This window comes from Ureibacillus aquaedulcis (assembly GCF_030418165.1).
Lineage (GTDB): Bacteria > Bacillota > Bacilli > Bacillales_A > Planococcaceae > Ureibacillus > Ureibacillus aquaedulcis.
This window is the reverse complement of record NZ_JAUHTQ010000009.1, coordinates 61,482-78,759: the sequence shown is the minus strand read 5'-3', so window position 1 is coordinate 78,759 and position 17,278 is coordinate 61,482. Positions and strand designations below refer to the sequence as shown.

Genomic DNA, 17,278 nt, shown 5'->3' with positions numbered 1-17,278 from the left:
TGAATAAGTAGAGTAGAAAGATGATGAATGAATATGGCTGAAAGGGGTTATTCGAATGGGAGTTTTATCAATATCACCAACTGAGATGGATCATTGTATTGAGTTATGTATTAAGTGTGCAAGAGCTTGCAGTGAATGTAAAACTGCTTGTTTAAAAGAGCCGGACGTACAAGCTAGGGTCCACTGTATACAAATGATGCAGGACTGTTCAGATATCTGTTTCCAAGCAGTAGCTTTGATGTCCCGCAACAGCACTATGTCTAAGGAAATTTGTGAATTATGTGCTGAAATTTGCGAAGCATGCGCATCACATTGTGAACAATTCCAGGATGATCATTGCCAAGAATGCGCAAAAGTGTGCCGTGAATGTGCGGAAGCTTGCAGAAATATGGCATAATCACTTTAGGGCTCCTCATTAATTGAGGAGTTTTTTTAATAAGAATATTTCTAGGAGTGACCGAAGATGCCGTTGACCTTTGCACATCCAGCAGCCGTTTTACCTTTTTCAAGGAAGAGTAAATACGTGAACTTTTTAGCATTAGTTTTAGGTAGCATGTCCCCAGATTTTGAGTACTTCCTTCGTGGAATGCCTTATGGCGAGATTGGTCATACCTATATTGGTTTTGTAGCTTTTAATCTACCTCTTATCATCATCGTTTATCTAATTTACAAGAAATATATACATAGAACCTTATTTCAGCATCTTCCTTCAATTTGGCAAGATTCTTATTCCCAAAAGCCCGATTCAGCAGGGCTTTTGAAAATCGCGATCTTCTTATATTCTGCTCTATTTGGGATGCTGACTCATGTCGTATGGGACTCATTCACTCATTTGGAAGGGGATATGGTGAGAAGCCTATCGATTCTAACTTATCCTGTTCATATCATGGATTACCAAATTCCGATTTTTAAGTTTCTTCAGCACGGCAGTACGATTATTGGGATTACTTTAATTTTAGGTTATATGTACATTCGCGCAAAAAGAAATCGCAGCAACCATCATGAGATCGTAAGCCCAAAACAAAAATTTATGTTTTGGGGCCATATTGCATTGTTCACTGCACTTTTATTTTGTTTATGGAATTTCATGGATGAAGTATCGATTCAATCGTATGGCATTCTGGTCCTTCGAGTGATCGATTCAGCCTTGATTAGTTTGTTGATTGTGTCGCTCTATTTTGATTATTTGAAGAGAGTCAGGGTGGGAGATTTTTCATAAAAAAAGAAGGGGATTAATCCAAAAAGGGTTAATGCCCTTTTTTGTTAGTGTACGAACCAAGGAGAGGTGAAAGCTTTATGGAGGAATTTGGCCGGAGATGCGTTTGATAAGGGAGATGAAACGCATCTTGAAGGGAATTGGAACGCGGGATGCGTTTAATAAGAGGAATGAAACGTATCTTGAAAGAAATTGGAGGCCGAGATACGTTTGATAAGGATGATGAAACGCGTCTTGAAGGAAATTGGAGGCCGGGATGCGTTTGATAAGGGAGATGAAACGCATCTTGAAGGGAATTGGAGGGCGAGATGCGTTTGATAAGGGAGATGAAACGCATCTTGATGGGAATTGGAGGGCGAGATACGTTTGATAAGGAAGATTAAACGCGTCTTGAAGGGAATTTGAGCGTGGGATGCGTTTGATAAGGAAGATGAAACGCGTCTTGAAGGAAATTTGAACGCGGGATGCGTTTGATAAGGAAGATGAAACGCAGCTTGAAGGGAATTGTAGGGCGAGATACGTTTGATAAGGAAGATGAAACGCATCTTGAAGGGAATTGGAGGTCGAGATACGTTTGATAAGGAAGATGAAACGCGTCTTGAAGGAAATTTGAACGCGGGATGCGTTTGATAAGGAAAATGAAACGCATCTTGGAGGGAATTTGAGCGCGACATGCGTTTGATAAGCGAGATGAAACGCATCTTGAAGGGAGATTCAGCGTGGGATGCGTTTGATAAGGAAGATGAAACGCAGCTTGAAGGGAATTGGAGGGCGAGATACGTTTGATAAGGAAGATGAAACGCATCTTGAAGGGAATTGGAGGTCGAGATACGTTTGATAAGGAAGATGAAACGCGTCTTGAAGGGAATTTAAGCGTGGGATGCGTTTGATAAGCGAGATGAAACGCATCTTGAAGGGAGATTCAGCGTGGGATGCGTTTGATAAGGAAGATGAAACGCGTCTTGAAGGGAATTTGAGCGCGACATGCGTTTGATAAGCGAGATGAAACGCATCTTGAAGGGAGATTCAGCGTGGGATGCGTTTGATAAGGAAGATGAAACGCATCTCGAAGATATATCCACCGTGAGAAACGTTTGATAAGAGGGATGAAACGCGTCTTGAAAGGATATCCAGCGTGAGATACGTTTCATAAGAGGAATGAAACGCATCCTCAAGGGAAATCCAACATGAAATACGTTTCATCAGAAAAACTAAACACATACGAAGAATAGTCGGTATTTGAAGGAATAGAGCTGGATCATATTGAAATAGTAGCTATGGTTGGCCTTGTACTTCTTGAATGGTGTCCAGCTCTAAAAAGGCTGCATTATTATGCAAAGAATCTACGCATAAGGAGATTACGGAAAAATGGATAAAAATATACTTGAAGTAAGCAATGTCAGTAAAGAAATAGGCGGGAAAAAGATTCTCAAAAATATAACCTTCACATGTGAGGACTATACAACGCTTGCAATCAGGGGTTCCAATGGCTCTGGTAAAAGTACCTTGCTGAAGATTTTAGCTGGGATTTATGAGCCCACTAGTGGTGTGGTTAACAGGGGGAATCGGAAAGTTGGCTATGTCACTGAACATTTTCCCGAGAGTCTAAGATTTAAGCTAAAAGAATACTTAATTCTAACTGCTTCTTTTCAAAATATCCCTAAACAGCAAATTGAGGAGGACCTCATAAAATATATCGAAATGTTTAATTTGCAAGCTCATGTTAATACGCCGTTAAAGAAATGTTCAAAAGGGACGAAGCAAAAGGTCGGCATCATCCAGGCACTTATGATGAAACCGGACATTCTTCTTTTAGACGAGCCGCTGACAGGTTTGGATAGCGCAACTCAAAGTGAATTATTTTATCTGCTGGAGAAGCTAAAAAAGCAAGTAACGATCATTTTCACAACGCACGAAGAGAAAATGATTGAAAGTTTGGCAGATGCTATTTTTAGCGTCGAATCGGGGGAGGTTCTACATAATCCCCAATTTAGAACTTTACAGAAGTTAATCAAAGTGAATTTTAAAGATCAATCCATCCTTAGAAAACTAAATCCAGACCAAATTACATATGAAGGAAACACGGCATTCATCACGGTAGACACGACCAAGTCCGATGAATTATTGCTGGCATTATTAAATAACAACTGCTCGATACTCGAAGTGAAGGAAAGGAGGGAAGTATGAGAGGATTCATACACTATCAATCTATTAGCTACATACGTTCTTTGAAAATGATTCCGCCAGCCACTGTTTTTGGTGTATGGATATTTTTACTTTATGCATATAGCAATGTTCCGATTTTAAGCAGTTTCGCAGTATCAAGCATGGCGGTTTATTTAGTAATGACTTGGTTAGCGATGACTGTCTTTTCCATCGAGGAAGAGACGGAAAAAAATATGTTGTTTGTGCAATTGAATAGTAAAACCCGTTATTTGCTGGGGAAATGGGCCATTTGTTTATTTTTCGCCGTTCTTTTTATGGCGCTGGCAATTCTCTATCCGTTAGGGATAGACAGTTTCAGAGGTCCAATTAGACCCATACATATAGGGTTATCCATTTATAGTCATCTCTTTTTAGCCTGGTTTGGCATACTAGTCGGCACGTTTTTCTCCGTTACCTCATTTTCAACCAGAAAATATACATGGCTGTCGGCCCTGCTGGTTGTTACAATCTCGCTTTCATATGAAGGCTTAGTGGAAAAAATATATTTACTAAAATGGATACTGTTCATATTCCCTCCAGTCACACATACGCTTAGTTACTTAAAAGAAGATGAAATAGTCCAACTGGATGGTACTTTTATGCAACTAGCAATCTGGGTAATGGTCTATTCAGTTATAGGTACAGTTATTGTGATGAGGTTATACTTAAGGAAAGAGAGATAGGCAGTTGCTCAGAGTAATCAATTTTTAATGAACGGAATCATATTAACTCTCCTGGGCTATCGATTGCGGAAGTTCGAACATATTGGAGCAATATAAATAGATGTGTTAGACTTATATAATTGCTTGTTACTCAGGAGCTTTTAATCAAAAGCAAAAAAGGGAGGTTGTTTTTTCAACAACTCCCTTTTATATTTTAATTAGTTACCTTGTTGCAGGAAATCCTCGGTTGTAGTTACAGCGCAGTACATACTTCCAAGTGCGCTAACAAACGCATTATGCACCTGTGCAGCTGGAACGACATTACCTTGATAAGCTAAATCTCTAGTTGCACATGCATCTTCAATAAGTGTAGTATCAAAACCTAGATCCACTGCAGCTCTAACTGTTGCATCGATACACATATGCGTCATCATACCGATAACTATTACCTTAGTTACACCTTTTTCTCTTAATTGGCTTTCTAAGTCAGTCTTTAAAAAGCTGTTAGGGAAATTCTTCACGATAAGATTTTCATTTTCTAATGGCAGAACCGTTTCATGTATTTCTGCTCCTTCTGTATCTGGAAGGAAGAAACCTAACTCTGGACTACCTGCGATATGTTGAACATGGAAGATATTATCTTTGTTATTTTGTCTAAACCATTCAAGAACTTTGGCAGCATTTGCAGCCGCTTTGTCAGGGTTGCTTAACTCCATCGCTCCATTTGCAAAATAGTCGTTTTGTATATCCACAATGATTAAAGCTGTACTCATTAATATCCACCTCGTTATAAAATTTTTGTTACAAGTAAGATGATATATGATATCTTAGTTTCTATCGATACTTTGACGAAACACTTTTGAATCAAACCATTTCATGATGAAAGGAATTTATTATGGAACTTGATAACATTGATTTTCAAATCCTTCGAATACTATCCGAAAATTCACGTATTCAGTGGAAAGACTTAGGTGAACAAATTCATATGACAGGACAAGCGGTAGGAAACCGTATAAAGAAACTTGAGGATAGTGGTGTCATTAAAGCTTACTCTCTTATAATTGATGAAATGAAATTGGGACTTTCCTATACTGCGTTTATCATCATATATATGAAAACAGCAAACCATGATTCTTTTAGAAGTTTTATCAATCATCAAAATGAGGTAGTTGAAGCTCACCGAGTATCCGGGGAAGGCTGTTATCATTTAAAAATAAAAGTGAACTCCCAAGAACAATTAAATCTTTTGCTTAATAAAATCCTCGAATATGGAAACTATACTCTATACTTATCCATACAAGAGGTTAAACAACAGAATCCATTGATTGCTACATGACAATAAGTAGCTGCTTATCTATAAGAACAAAAAGAAATAGGGTATAATTCCTCAAATAATGAGGGGTTATACCCTTTTTTGCTTTTTTAATTCTCTTGATTATGTTCACCCCATTGGCACATTTCCTGGATGATCGGCCAAAGTGTCTGTCCTTTTTCGGTAAGGCTATATTCCACTTTTGGAGGGATTTGTGGATATTCCTGACGATGGATCAGGCCATCGCTTTCCATTTCCTTTAATGTTGTACTAAGTGTTTTATATGTTATCTTCCCAATCATGCGTTGCAGTTCATTATATCGAACAACGCCATTTTTTGATAAATAGTAGATAATCAAAAGTTTCCATTTGCCGTTAATGATGGAGAGTGTATAGCCGAAAAAGGTCTCTTGGCTGTCGGCGATATTAACTTTGGATTTTTTCATATTTATACTTTCCTCCAAGATAGTATGCGTCTAAAAAGTGCATACTGTTCGTTAATTTATACCAACTATATAATACATCTATATCGGAGTAAAGTTGTCTAACTGAACACGAAGGTGATGCCTTCTCACTCTATTATGTATCTGAAGGTTATATATATGAGAATAATATTAGGTAAATTATTAGGAGGAAAATAAAGTGTTTGTAGATCAACTATATGAAGATTATATAGAAACATTACTTCACAAAATCGAAGAAGCAGATGCAATTATTATAGGTGGAGCTGCTGGCATGTCCGCAGCTGCGGGATATAACTGGTACCAAACTGACGAAACCTTTCTGAAATATTTTGGGAAGTTTGCTGAAAAATATGAGATCGAAAATATATTTTATGGCTTCTATTACCGTTTTCCAACGAAAGAGGAGCGCTGGGCTTATATTGCTACGTTAATCAGGTTTGTCTATGATTCCAAAATTGGCCAGACCTATCTTGATTTACTTCAACTAATTCAAGAAAAAGATTATTTTATTGTGACAACTAATCAAGATGCACAATTTTCCAAGGCATTTCCCGAAGAGAGAGTTTCGGCGATCCAAGGGGATTGGCGGTATTTTCAATGCAGTGTCCCTTGCCATGATCAGACTTATCTAAATAAAGAGCTGATTGAAGAAATGTATGCAAACATCGAGGGAACAAGAATTCCAACAGAGTTGGTTCCAAGATGTCCTAAGTGTGGGCAGGATATGGAGCCGTGGGTACGTTCACGCGTGTTCCTAGAAGGAAGTTCTTTTAGAAGCGAAATAAGTAAATACCAAGCATATATCATGAGAAATAAATATAGAAAAATTCTATTTCTGGAATTGGGCGTAGGCACTATGACACCGATGTTTATTAAAGAGCCATTTTGGGAGATGACTTATAGTTTGCCGCGAGCTTACTACATTTGCATCAACCCCAACGATGGGGTGGTTCCTGGAGAAATAGAGGAAAAAGGAATTGCAATTAATTATGATATTGCCCGTGTTTTTCAAGATGCTCTAAATATGAAGTTAAATGAGGAGTTGTAGCTGAAAAAGTAACGGGGCAGAACAAGAAATAGGAGGACAAGTACATTATGTTATCACAACAATATCAAGACAATATAGAAACAATACTTCAAAAAATTGAAGAAGCCGACGCGATTGTTGTTGGCGGTGCAGCAGGGATGTCTGCAGCTTCTGGATACAACTGGTATGTGGATGATGAAAATTTTCGAAAGTATTTTAACGCATTTGCCCAAAAGTATGGAATTGACAGTATCTTTGGAGGGTTTTACTACAGATTCCGCACTGAAGAGGAGCGTTGGGCATATCTTGCTACATTGATTAACTTTGTAGCGGAGGTCCCGATCGGGCAGCCCTACAAGGATTTATATGAAATTCTAAAAGATAAAAATTATTATATTTTAACGACAAACCAGGATACACAATTTTTGCAAGTGTTCCCGGAAGAAAAAGTTAGTGCCATCCAAGGCAACTGGACGTATCTACAGTGTAGTGAACCTTGTCACGATGGAATTTATCCATACGCGGAACAAGCAAAAGAATTGTGTACCCACATCGAGGGGACAAAAATCCCATCCAGCATGGTTCCGAAGTGTCCAGAGTGCGGAGGTCCAATGGAATTATGGGTACGTTCCTTTGTATTTTTGGAAGGGGCTAAATTTAGAGACGAGCATAAGAAATATCGTGAATTCCTAGTGGAAAACCAGGAGAAGAAAGTCCTGTTTTTGGAGTTGGGCGTTGGTATGATGACTCCAATGTTCATCAAGGAACCATTCTGGAACATGACTTACAATTGGCCGGATGCATACTACATTACCATCAATCCGAATCCGGAGCACAACTTGCTGCCGGAGGAATTGAAGGATAAGGGCCTCGCAGTCCACAAAGATATTGCCCAAGTATTGCACCATGTTCTAGCCGAACAGCAATCAGGTAGCAAACAAGGTTCGATTTAAAATCGATCAATCTATACGATGCATGGGATTTCCAAGTATTGCGATTATATTTAAAACCTGGTGAGGATGGGGAAGCATATGGAAGAGAAATATTACGAGATATTATCAAAGTTGGAAGAAGCTGACGCAATTGTAATTGGGGCAAGTAATGGCCTTTCCATTTCGGAAGGTATTCATATCTTTGCGGATAATGCGGACTTCCAGGAGAATTTTGGGGATTTCCGTGAAAAGTACGGTATACGCAGCATCATACAGGGATGTTTTTATTCTTTTCCCTCCCAAGAGGAAAAGTGGGCATTCTTCAGCCGAATGTACAGCTACTTTTTATACCAGAAGAAGGAAGTTAGTCCGGTTATGAAGAATCTCTATGAACTAATAAAAGATAAAAATTATTTTGTGCTTACCTCTAATATAGATGATCATTTTAGACAAGCGGGATTTCCCAAGGACCGTCTTTTCGAAATAGAAGGGAATTGCAGCAATCTGCAATGCAGAAGTGGTTGCCATGATTCTATTTATCGGGGCGATGATGTGTTAAGCGAGATGGCCCAAAGCCAGGAAGATGGAAAAGTTCCTGCCTCCCTGATTCCTAAGTGTCCGGAATGCGGCGGTCCAATGCAGGTGCATCTCGAAGTTGACCACAATTTCTTGAGAGGGGAATCTTGGCAAACAAGCTACCAGGCTTATCAAGATTTTATCAATAAAGCGCACGGGAAAAAAATAGTCCTGCTTGAATTGGGAGTAGGTGCAAGAAATCAATTAATCAAGGCTCCGTTTATGAAAATAACAAGTTTTGAGGAAAAGGCAACCTATATTACTTTCAATAGAGGCAGCGAGCTTTATATTCCAGAAGCAATTGCTGATAAATCGATTGGTATTGATGGCAATATTGCCGAAGTCCTGCAACAATTGGCAAAGATGAAATAAGTTGATCGAATTGAATGATGACAAAAGGAGATTTGAATGATGTTTCTAGCAAATGCTCTGAATGAATCTGCCTTCCAACCAATCAAAAAGCCTTATGAACAGTGGTATACATTCATGGAAGAAAAGATAGAGTTTTGGCTTCCGGAGAGTGAATGGCATACGAAAACTCATTGCGCGCGCGTGCTGTTATTAGCCCTCCTTATCGGACATCAAAAAGGACTAAGCAAGGAGGAACAGGATGCATTGGCAATGGCAGCCGCTTTTCATGATTCCAGGCGCCTTGATGATGGAATCGATAAAGGACACGGCAGTCGCGCCGCACACTATTACAAAGAGTATTGCCGTGAGCACCATTTGCCATATGATGAACAGACTTATTACATTACCTATTACCATGACCAGGATGATTCTCTTGGTTTATCAGAGATTAGAAAAGCGCCTAGTTTAGGTGAACGGGCTGTACTGCTGTACCAGATTTTTAAGGATGCAGATGCACTGGATCGATTCCGTCTAGGTCCAGCTGGTTTGGATGTAAAGTATCTTCGGACCGAAGAAGCCCATCAACTTGTTGACTTTACTAAAGATCTCTTGCGTAAAAGCAATGAAACCAATTTGTGAGTATCCACTTTTTGTGATTAAATCCAACCTTATTAAGTTAGTTTAGGAGGGTAGTAATATGAACGAGTATATTGATGATAGTTACGGCCTTCACACGGACTTGTACCAAATTAATATGGCAGAAGCCTATTGGGAAGATAACGTCCATACCAAAAATGCCGTATTTGAACTGTATTTTCGAAAATTGCCATTCGGGAACGGGTATGCAATCTTTGCAGGACTGGAGCGGATCATTGAATATCTTCGAACGTTTCATTTTTCTGAAAGTGATTTGGACTACTTAAAAGACCTTGGGATTCAAGAAGACTATGTTGACTTTTTACGAACTGTGCGTTTCACGGGTACAGTCAGATCGGTGAAAGAAGGGGAAGTTGTATTTGGCAACGAACCGCTTCTTCGTATCGAAGCACCGTTACTTGAAGCGCAACTCATTGAGACGGCCCTGTTAAATATCGTGAACTATCAAACTCTTATTGCAACCAAAGCTTCAAGAATCAAACAGGTAGCGGGTGACCAGCCTGTATCGGAGTTTGGTACAAGACGTGCACATGAATTCGACGCAGCTATTTGGGGCACAAGAGCGGCTTACATTGGTGGATTTTCTAGTACTAGTAATGTGCGGGCAGGAAAACGATTTGGTCTTCCTGTTTCAGGAACACATGCTCATTCCTTTGTACAAGCGTATCGGGATGAATACATTGCTTTTCATAAATATGCCAAACGCCATAAGGATTGCGTCTTTCTGGTGGATACCTATGACACGCTTAAATCAGGTGTTCCAACCGCAATCAAAGTCGCAAAAGAATTGGGAAACAGCATAAATTTTATAGGCATCCGGCTAGATAGTGGAGATTTGGCTTACCTGTCAAAAGAAGCAAGAAAATTATTGGACCAAGCTGGCTTTGTTGACGCTAAAATTTTTGCTTCCAATGATCTTGATGAATATACGATGATGAATTTAAATGCACAGGGTGCAAAAATCGATGCATGGGGTATTGGTACTAAGGCTATCACCGCTTTCGATCAACCTGCCCTGGGTGCTGTGTACAAAATGGTTTCCATTGAAGACGATAAGGGGCAGATGGTCGATACGATTAAAATTTCCTCTAGCCCTGAAAAAGTAACGACTCCAGGATTGAAAAAGGTATATCGTGTTATCAACAACCATACGAAAAAATCAGAGGGAGACTATATTACCTTTGCTAATGAACAACCAGGGACAGAAGCCAAGCTGCACATGTTTCATCCAGTGCATACGTACATAGGAAAATTCGTAACCAATTTCACGCTCAAAGATTTGCACGAAAATATTATAGAACACGGCACACTTGTTTATCAGCTTCCACGGGTTCAAGATATTCAATCCTATGTACAGCAACAGCTGGATCTTTTATGGGAAGAGTACAAACGTTCCTTATATCCTGAAGAGTACCCAGTGGTCTTAAGTCAAACCTGTTGGGATAACAAAATGAAAAACATAGAAGACGCACAAAAACAAAACATGTTGTTGGAAAGCACATATTAGAGATAGGGTGAAACGAAATAATGAAAGCACCAAAAGACACACGTGTAATTGTTGGTATGTCAGGTGGAGTAGATTCCTCCGTTGCTGCCATGCTTTTAAAAGAGCAGGGATATGATGTAATCGGAATATTTATGAAGAACTGGGACGATACGGACGAATTTGGTGTTTGTACGGCTACAGAGGATTATGAGGACGTAATCCGTGTCTGTAATCAACTGGGTATTCCCTATTATTCCGTAAATTTTGAAAAGCAATATTGGGACAAGGTATTCACCTACTTCCTTGAGGAATATAAGTCAGGTAGAACCCCGAATCCGGATGTGATATGCAATAAGGAAATTAAGTTCAAGGCATTTTTGGATTATGCCATGACTCTTGGAGCCGATTTTGTGGCTACAGGACATTACGCACGCGTACTTAGAGCAAACGGAAAAACGTTTATGTTAAGAGGAAAAGATGAAAGTAAGGATCAAACTTATTTTCTCAACCAATTGACAAAAGAGCAGTTAAGTAAGGTGTTATTCCCGTTAGGAGAAATGGAAAAGCCAAGCGTAAGGAAATTAGCCCAAGATGCAGGTTTAGCAACTGCATCCAAAAAAGATTCTACAGGAATTTGTTTCATTGGGGAGCGAAATTTCAAAGAGTTTCTAAGTGGGTACCTGCCAGCCCAAAAGGGAAATATGGAAACCTTCGATGGCAAAGTCGTGGGACAACATGATGGATTAATGTATTATACAATCGGCCAAAGACGAGGATTGGGTATTGGCGGAGACGGCGAACCCTGGTTTGTCATTGGAAAGGATATGGAAAGAAATGTCCTATATGTGGAACAAGGATTCCATCATGGTATGCTCTACTCGGATAGCCTCATTGCTGATCATGTGAACTGGATTTCCAATAGCGCGCTACCCGAAAAGTTTGAATGTACTGCAAAATTCCGCTATCGCCAGCAGGATAATCGAGTAACGGTAGAACGTTTGAATGATTTCAAAGTTAAAGTTACCTTCCACGAACCAATCCGTGCCATAACGCCTGGACAAGCAGTTGTCTTCTATCAAGAAGAAGAATGCCTAGGTGGCGGAACTATCAGCGAAGTATACCGTGACAACATACAATTAACGTATGTAGGATGAAAACAAGTTAACTTAAATTAAGTTCTAAAAGTGCTTTCCTAAAGAGGGAAAGTGCTTTTTTTATTAAAAGTCATTTAAGTGAAGTTGCCGGAAAAAGAGATATGATCTTATTAAAAAACATGATTAAAATGAGTTTGACCGGGTAATCGAATACCATAACAGAACTAGGAGGTAATGGAATGGCAACCAAGGAACTTGCACTGCACGAACAATTGGAAGTACATGAGGTGCTGATTTTTAAAACAGCGTGTGTAACGAAAAGTAAATTATTTGTGAATCTGGTTCAAGATGAGAAGCTAAAAGAAATCATCCAGGAAGACCTAGAACTATCGACAAAAGCAATCAAGGATTTAAGAAAAGTACTTGCGGATGCAAGTGCCTAACTGAATGGAGGAAGATTGATAATGGCTACAAAGAAGACAGATGAAACAAATAACGAACAGCTTGAAACGGCAATGCTTGATGACCTTGCAATCGCAACCGATTTACTTATTTCCGCTAAAGCTGGTGTAAAAAATCTGGCAACAGCCATTACAGAAACGGCTACTCCTTCTGTGAAAAAGCTGTTGCGCCGTGAATTGGATATTGCAATCGACACACATGACAAGATTGCTCAATATATGATTAAAAATGAAATGTACCATGCTTATGATCTTGAAGAACAAATGAAGCATGACCTAGAAAAAGCAGATTTTGTTTTAGATTCAGTTAAAAAATAAAGGTAAAAAAGTTGAGATTTCAATTCCAGTGCTCAGACTGTTGGCAAACTTTAATCACAAGTTTGCTAACAGTTTTTTCATTTTAAAGGAATTACAATTAATTACAAAGAATGTTTCTTTGTAGAGGTAGGGAAGGTTTACCTTTTTATGGTATTATATAAATGAGGTTGCTCGTTAACGGTAGTTTACTTTTCATACTAACGGGGGTGGCGTTGGTCTTGTCAAAATTAAATGCTGAACGAAGTGGATTTAATACACAAAGGACTTGTGGTGTGTGGTTAATTTACATAGGTTTGGTCATTATAATTTCAGCTCTTGTAGGCAGTGATTTGTTAATACAACCATTCATTTTAGGTGTAGGATATTTTATAGGTTTTATAGGAATTCTCGTATTGCCGTATGTCAATCGCAAATTGGCATTTGGAGAAAACACAAAGTTCCAGGACAGAATGGATAATGTATCTGTTGTGGTAAATGTACTTTTATGTACAGCTTGTGGGATGATCATAGGTTTCGAGGATTTAAGATTACTTTGGTTAAGTATCTTTATCGCAGTGGGCATTCACTTTTTTGGCTTTTATTTTTCTCAAGGCAAACTAATGATTATTCTGGGAATATTAACTATTATCAATAGAACTATAGGAATCATGCTCATCAGTGTTCCTTTTATTTTCTTCGCATTGATTGATGGCATTTTAAAATTGCTGATTGGCTTCAAAATGGTAACGATAAAGCGTACCGTCGATGTTATTACTGAAGAATCCTCCTCAAGATACACCTGATTAAGAATAAGGACCAGAGCATGTTTTGGAAACTATCCAAAGTATGCTCTGGTCTTTATGTATAGATGAAAGTTATTTTGGCTCTACTTGCATCATGATTTTCGTTACATAATGCTCGGACTGATTCTGTACGACGGAATCATAAACAAGCTCTTCAAAAACATAATCTCCCAAGGCTAGATTTAAGCGTTCCATTTCTGTAAAAAGACGGGTATAGGTAGTGCCGATTGTATTTTCATCCCCAAGGTGGTAACCAATAAGAAAATCGCCCTTTACAGCTTTAAAATAGGGATGACCTTCTTTGGGAGTTGGTTGCTCGATATATAAATAACTATAATTCGAGTATTCACCCTTCAACACTTGCTCGCGTTCCGTTATACTGCCGATGGGATAACCGGAATCCAGGTACGATACGCTCAATTCCTCGATAAAATCCGAAATGACTTCCACAAATTCTTCATCCGTGATATTTTCAATTTTCCTGCTCAAATATAGTGTGGCTTCCGGTAATTGTTCAAGCGTAATCCGATTAAAAGGAATGTTGGAGGCCTCTTCCATTAAAGCGATTTTAGCCTCGATCATTTTTTCTTTCGCTTCAATCTCTTGGCGCTTTTTTACAATTTCCTCTTTTTGTTGATACATTAATGCCAGAAATTTTTCGGGTGATTTATTCTGCATGTACTGTTGGATATCGCCAAGTGACATACCGAGGTCCTTTAATAAATCAATAACAAAAAATAGCTCTAATTGATGAACAGAATAGAAACGGTACCCGTTTTTATTTTTCATAACCGGTGTTAGAAGCCCAATCTGATCATAATAAAAGAGTGTCTGCTTGTTTACTTTGCAAAGCTTCGCGAATTCACCGGTTGTTAAATATTTGCCATCTTTTTTACTCAATTTTTACAACACCACCCTTGACTATATAGTTACTATATATACTAGGATAGGAGTTGTAAATATTTAATAAACGGAACAAATTAGTGAGTAGTAATTAGTTTGTAAGGAGAATGAAAAAGATGAAGACGCATAAAGTCACCTTGGGATTGCTTTTGATGAATTTATTTATAGCCTTTTTGGGGATTGGTTTAGTAATTCCGGTTTTACCGACGCTGATGAATGATTTAGGGATAAACGGTACAACGGTTGGTTATTTAACAGCTGCCTTTGCTGTTGCGCAGCTAATTGTTTCCCCGTTTGCAGGTAAAGCAGCTGATAAATTTGGCAGAAAAATTATGATTGTTATTGGTTTATTTATTTTTGGACTTTCAGAATTGTTATTTGGGCTCGGCAAAGAAATTGAAGTGTTATTTATTTCCCGTATTTTGGGCGGGATTAGCGCAGGTTTCATTATGCCGGCGGTAACAGCTTTTATTGCCGATATTACCAATTTGGATAATCGCGCCAAGGCACTCGGATATATGTCGGCCGCAATTAGCACAGGATTTATTATTGGACCGGGTATTGGAGGGTTTCTGGCGGAATTTGGTACACGTATACCATTCTTCTTTGCAGGGGGACTTGGACTATTGGCAGGGCTGCTTTCGATTGTTTTATTGAGAGAGCCAGATCGTATCGAAGTCACGCATGAACAGACGGATGATGGCAAAGTTGGCATCAAGCGCATCACTGCACCAAAATATCTGATCGCGTTTATATTAATTTTCATAGCTTCGTTTGGTTTGGCCGCTTTTGAATCCTTCTTTAGTTTATTTGCCGATCACAAATTTGGATTTAAACCATCTGATATAGCAATTGTCATCACGGGTGGTGCAATATTTGGGGCAATTGCTCAAGTAGTCCTTTTTGATAGGCTGACTCGTATTTGGGGAGAAATCAAACTCATCCGATACAGCCTGATATTATCAGCCATATTAGTCTTCTTAATGACAGTAGTTCATTCATATTTCTCTATTTTACTTGTTACATTTATTGTCTTTGTAGGGTTCGATTTATTCAGGCCAGCTGTGACATCCTATCTTTCAAATATCGCCGGCAATGAACAAGGTTTTATTGGTGGGATGAACTCCATGTTTACAAGTCTAGCGAACATTAGTGGACCGATCATAGGTGGTATGTTGTTTGATGTAGATATCAACTATCCTTACTATTTTTCAGCAGTTCTACTAGTATTCGGTATTATTTTAACAATGTTCTGGAAGAAGCCGGGCAATGAACTTTCTACTAAGAAAGTGGAAGCGAGAACAGCAGAACTTTAATAAGCACACAGGGCGTTAATCCGAAAAAAGGATTAACGCTTTTTGGCTTTTAAGGTTTTTTTAAGGTACATCTATGATAATTGAAAGCAAGTTAAGGTTGTGAAAATAAATTTAAATTAAAAATTATTATAGGTGGCCAGGATCAAATGAAAAAAATATCTACAAAGATTATTCTCTTATCATTAATAAACTCAGTATTGGTAGCAGCCATTAATGTAGGAGCATCATTGATTATGCGAAAAAGTGGGAGTGACACATCTACTATTGCTAATCAAGATGCGGTGCAACAAATGCAAACAGGAATCATGATTCCCACACCGGTATTATGGGGACTGATCATCTCTTTAGTAATTGGAGTTGTTTTATCGTACTTTTTAGGGAAATCAATAGAAAAGCCGATTGTTAAAGTGACAGAGTTCGCAGAAAAGACAGCGGATTTAAATCTGACGGATACAGATGATGAATTGGAAGAATTGACTAAGATAAAAGATCAAACAGGCAATATGGCAAGAGCGTTATATGAAACTAGAAAAAAATTAAAGATTATAGCTTCTGAATTACAAATGGTCTCTTCGACTGTTACAGATCAATCTGACAACCTTACTAGAAATACAGGCGAAAATGTGAAAGCGATAACACAGGTAGTATCAACGATAGACCAAATGGCAGTGGGTAACTCAGAGCAAGCCGAGACAATGAGCGGAATTAGTGTAACGCTATCAGATGTGGTTTCGCTAATAGATGAGATTGCCACAAAAACTTCTGAAAGTGCAAAACAAGCTTACCAATCGTTGGCGTCTATTCATGAAGGACAACTAAGTGTTGATATGCAGACGAGGAAAATGGATGATACTCTTCGTGTATCCAGTGAAGTGAATCGCTCTATAAATGAATTAAAAGAAATGATTGATCAAGTTACCGGATTTGTTGGTATCATTACTTCTATTGCTGGCCAAACGAATCTATTAGCCTTAAATGCTTCTATTGAAGCAGCTAGAGCCGGTGAAGCCGGCAAAGGATTTGCCGTGGTAGCAGATGAGATCAGGAAGCTGGCGGAAGAGACTTCTAGTTCAGCGAGTAAAATAACGGCCATTATTGAAAAGACTTCAGCTATGACCGATTTAGCTGTTGCAAAAATTGAACATTCCAATCAATTGGTAGATGAACAACGAGATGGATTGGTGATTACGGAACAAGCGTTTAAAAAGATAAAGAATATGTATGAGGGAATTGTAGACGCATTAAAGCATGCAGCGGCAGCTATGGGAACAGTAAACGGAAATTCTAAAATGGTATCCGGTCAAATTCTGGATTTGACATCACAAGCAGCAGATTTTGCAGCAAGCACAGAAGAAATATCCGCAACAGGACAAGAACAGTTAGCTTCCACCGAAAGCATCGCAAGCTCTGCGAAAGAGTTGGATAGTTTAGCAATCAAGTTAAATGAACAGATTAAAAAATTTAAAATAGGATAGGGCAGCTAACCCAGGCTACTCAAATTTATAATCAATGTCTC

At 38.7% G+C, this 17,278-nt stretch carries 19 protein-coding genes; 16 read left to right on the top strand and 3 right to left on the bottom strand.

Features of this window, described 5'->3' with window-relative positions:
- Positions 1–55 precede the first annotated feature (55 nt).
- From QYB95_RS12785 to QYB95_RS12770, 4 genes are all read left to right on the top strand, one after another.
- Entirely contained in the window at positions 56–397 is a 342-nt protein-coding gene (locus tag QYB95_RS12785) for a four-helix bundle copper-binding protein (protein WP_301138716.1), read from the top strand.
- Between the two features lie 66 nt (positions 398–463).
- Positions 464–1,219 carry a DUF4184 family protein gene (locus QYB95_RS12780; protein ID WP_301138715.1) on the top strand — a complete coding sequence of 252 codons (756 nt, stop codon included), beginning with the start codon at positions 464–466 and terminating at the stop codon, positions 1,217–1,219.
- 1,365 nt (positions 1,220–2,584) lie between these two features.
- The gene (locus QYB95_RS12775) at positions 2,585–3,403 is read left to right on the top strand and encodes an ATP-binding cassette domain-containing protein (RefSeq protein WP_301138714.1); all 819 of its coding nucleotides are present in this window, start codon (positions 2,585–2,587) and stop codon (positions 3,401–3,403) included.
- Complete coding sequence (locus QYB95_RS12770; protein WP_301138713.1) at positions 3,400–4,104, top strand: hypothetical protein; 705 nt, start codon at positions 3,400–3,402, stop codon at positions 4,102–4,104. The genes QYB95_RS12775 and QYB95_RS12770 overlap by 4 nt, the downstream gene beginning before the upstream one ends.
- A 197-nt stretch (positions 4,105–4,301) precedes the next feature.
- Here the strand turns inward: QYB95_RS12770 and QYB95_RS12765 are convergent, their stop codons facing one another.
- Positions 4,302–4,856 carry a cysteine hydrolase family protein gene (locus QYB95_RS12765; RefSeq protein ID WP_301138712.1) on the bottom strand — a complete coding sequence of 185 codons (555 nt, stop codon included), beginning with the start codon at positions 4,854–4,856 and terminating at the stop codon, positions 4,302–4,304.
- Between the two features lie 122 nt (positions 4,857–4,978).
- On the opposite strand from QYB95_RS12765, the gene QYB95_RS12760 reads away from it, so the two are divergent.
- Positions 4,979–5,419 (top strand): Lrp/AsnC family transcriptional regulator, encoded by a 441-nt coding sequence (locus tag QYB95_RS12760; RefSeq protein ID WP_301138711.1) that lies wholly within the window; start codon positions 4,979–4,981, stop codon positions 5,417–5,419.
- 86 nt (positions 5,420–5,505) lie between these two features.
- Here the strand turns inward: QYB95_RS12760 and QYB95_RS12755 are convergent, their stop codons facing one another.
- The gene (locus tag QYB95_RS12755; RefSeq protein WP_425609203.1) at positions 5,506–5,841 is read right to left on the bottom strand and encodes a winged helix-turn-helix transcriptional regulator; all 336 of its coding nucleotides are present in this window, start codon (positions 5,839–5,841) and stop codon (positions 5,506–5,508) included.
- A gap of 196 nt (positions 5,842–6,037) precedes the next feature.
- Between QYB95_RS12755 and QYB95_RS12750 the strand changes: the two genes are divergently transcribed.
- From QYB95_RS12750 to QYB95_RS12710, 9 genes are all read left to right on the top strand, one after another.
- Entirely contained in the window at positions 6,038–6,907 is an 870-nt protein-coding gene (locus QYB95_RS12750; protein WP_301138710.1) for an SIR2 family NAD-dependent protein deacylase, read from the top strand.
- A 47-nt stretch (positions 6,908–6,954) separates the two neighbouring features.
- A complete protein-coding gene (locus tag QYB95_RS12745) occupies positions 6,955–7,839 on the top strand; it encodes an SIR2 family NAD-dependent protein deacylase (protein ID WP_301138709.1) in 885 nt (294 codons plus the stop codon).
- Between the two features lie 78 nt (positions 7,840–7,917).
- Complete coding sequence (locus QYB95_RS12740; RefSeq protein ID WP_301138708.1) at positions 7,918–8,766, top strand: Sir2 family NAD-dependent protein deacetylase; 849 nt, start codon at positions 7,918–7,920, stop codon at positions 8,764–8,766.
- A 36-nt stretch (positions 8,767–8,802) separates the two neighbouring features.
- Positions 8,803–9,384 carry an HD domain-containing protein gene (locus tag QYB95_RS12735; protein ID WP_301138707.1) on the top strand — a complete coding sequence of 194 codons (582 nt, stop codon included), beginning with the start codon at positions 8,803–8,805 and terminating at the stop codon, positions 9,382–9,384.
- A gap of 58 nt (positions 9,385–9,442) precedes the next feature.
- Positions 9,443–10,909, top strand: a complete 1,467-nt coding sequence (locus QYB95_RS12730) for a nicotinate phosphoribosyltransferase (RefSeq protein WP_301138706.1) — start codon at positions 9,443–9,445, stop codon at positions 10,907–10,909.
- 17 nt (positions 10,910–10,926) lie between these two features.
- Positions 10,927–12,042, top strand: a complete 1,116-nt coding sequence (gene mnmA / locus QYB95_RS12725) for a tRNA 2-thiouridine(34) synthase MnmA (protein ID WP_301138791.1) — start codon at positions 10,927–10,929, stop codon at positions 12,040–12,042.
- Between the two features lie 179 nt (positions 12,043–12,221).
- Positions 12,222–12,425, top strand: coding sequence for a spore coat protein (locus QYB95_RS12720; protein ID WP_301138705.1), 204 nt, complete (start codon positions 12,222–12,224; stop codon positions 12,423–12,425).
- Between the two features lie 21 nt (positions 12,426–12,446).
- Positions 12,447–12,761: a spore coat protein gene (locus tag QYB95_RS12715; RefSeq protein WP_301138704.1), complete on the top strand. Its 315-nt coding sequence runs from the start codon at positions 12,447–12,449 to the stop codon at positions 12,759–12,761.
- A gap of 218 nt (positions 12,762–12,979) precedes the next feature.
- Complete coding sequence (locus tag QYB95_RS12710) at positions 12,980–13,543, top strand: DUF6609 family protein (protein ID WP_301138703.1); 564 nt, start codon at positions 12,980–12,982, stop codon at positions 13,541–13,543.
- A 72-nt stretch (positions 13,544–13,615) separates the two neighbouring features.
- Here the strand turns inward: QYB95_RS12710 and QYB95_RS12705 are convergent, their stop codons facing one another.
- Positions 13,616–14,443, bottom strand: a complete 828-nt coding sequence (locus QYB95_RS12705; protein WP_301138702.1) for a MerR family transcriptional regulator — start codon at positions 14,441–14,443, stop codon at positions 13,616–13,618.
- A 119-nt stretch (positions 14,444–14,562) separates the two neighbouring features.
- On the opposite strand from QYB95_RS12705, the gene norA reads away from it, so the two are divergent.
- Positions 14,563–15,762 (top strand): multidrug efflux MFS transporter NorA, encoded by a 1,200-nt coding sequence (gene norA / locus QYB95_RS12700; protein WP_301138701.1) that lies wholly within the window; start codon positions 14,563–14,565, stop codon positions 15,760–15,762.
- Positions 15,763–15,908: 146 nt separating this feature from the next.
- Positions 15,909–17,237 (top strand): methyl-accepting chemotaxis protein, encoded by a 1,329-nt coding sequence (locus QYB95_RS12695; RefSeq protein ID WP_301138700.1) that lies wholly within the window; start codon positions 15,909–15,911, stop codon positions 17,235–17,237.
- Positions 17,238–17,278 lie beyond the last annotated feature (41 nt).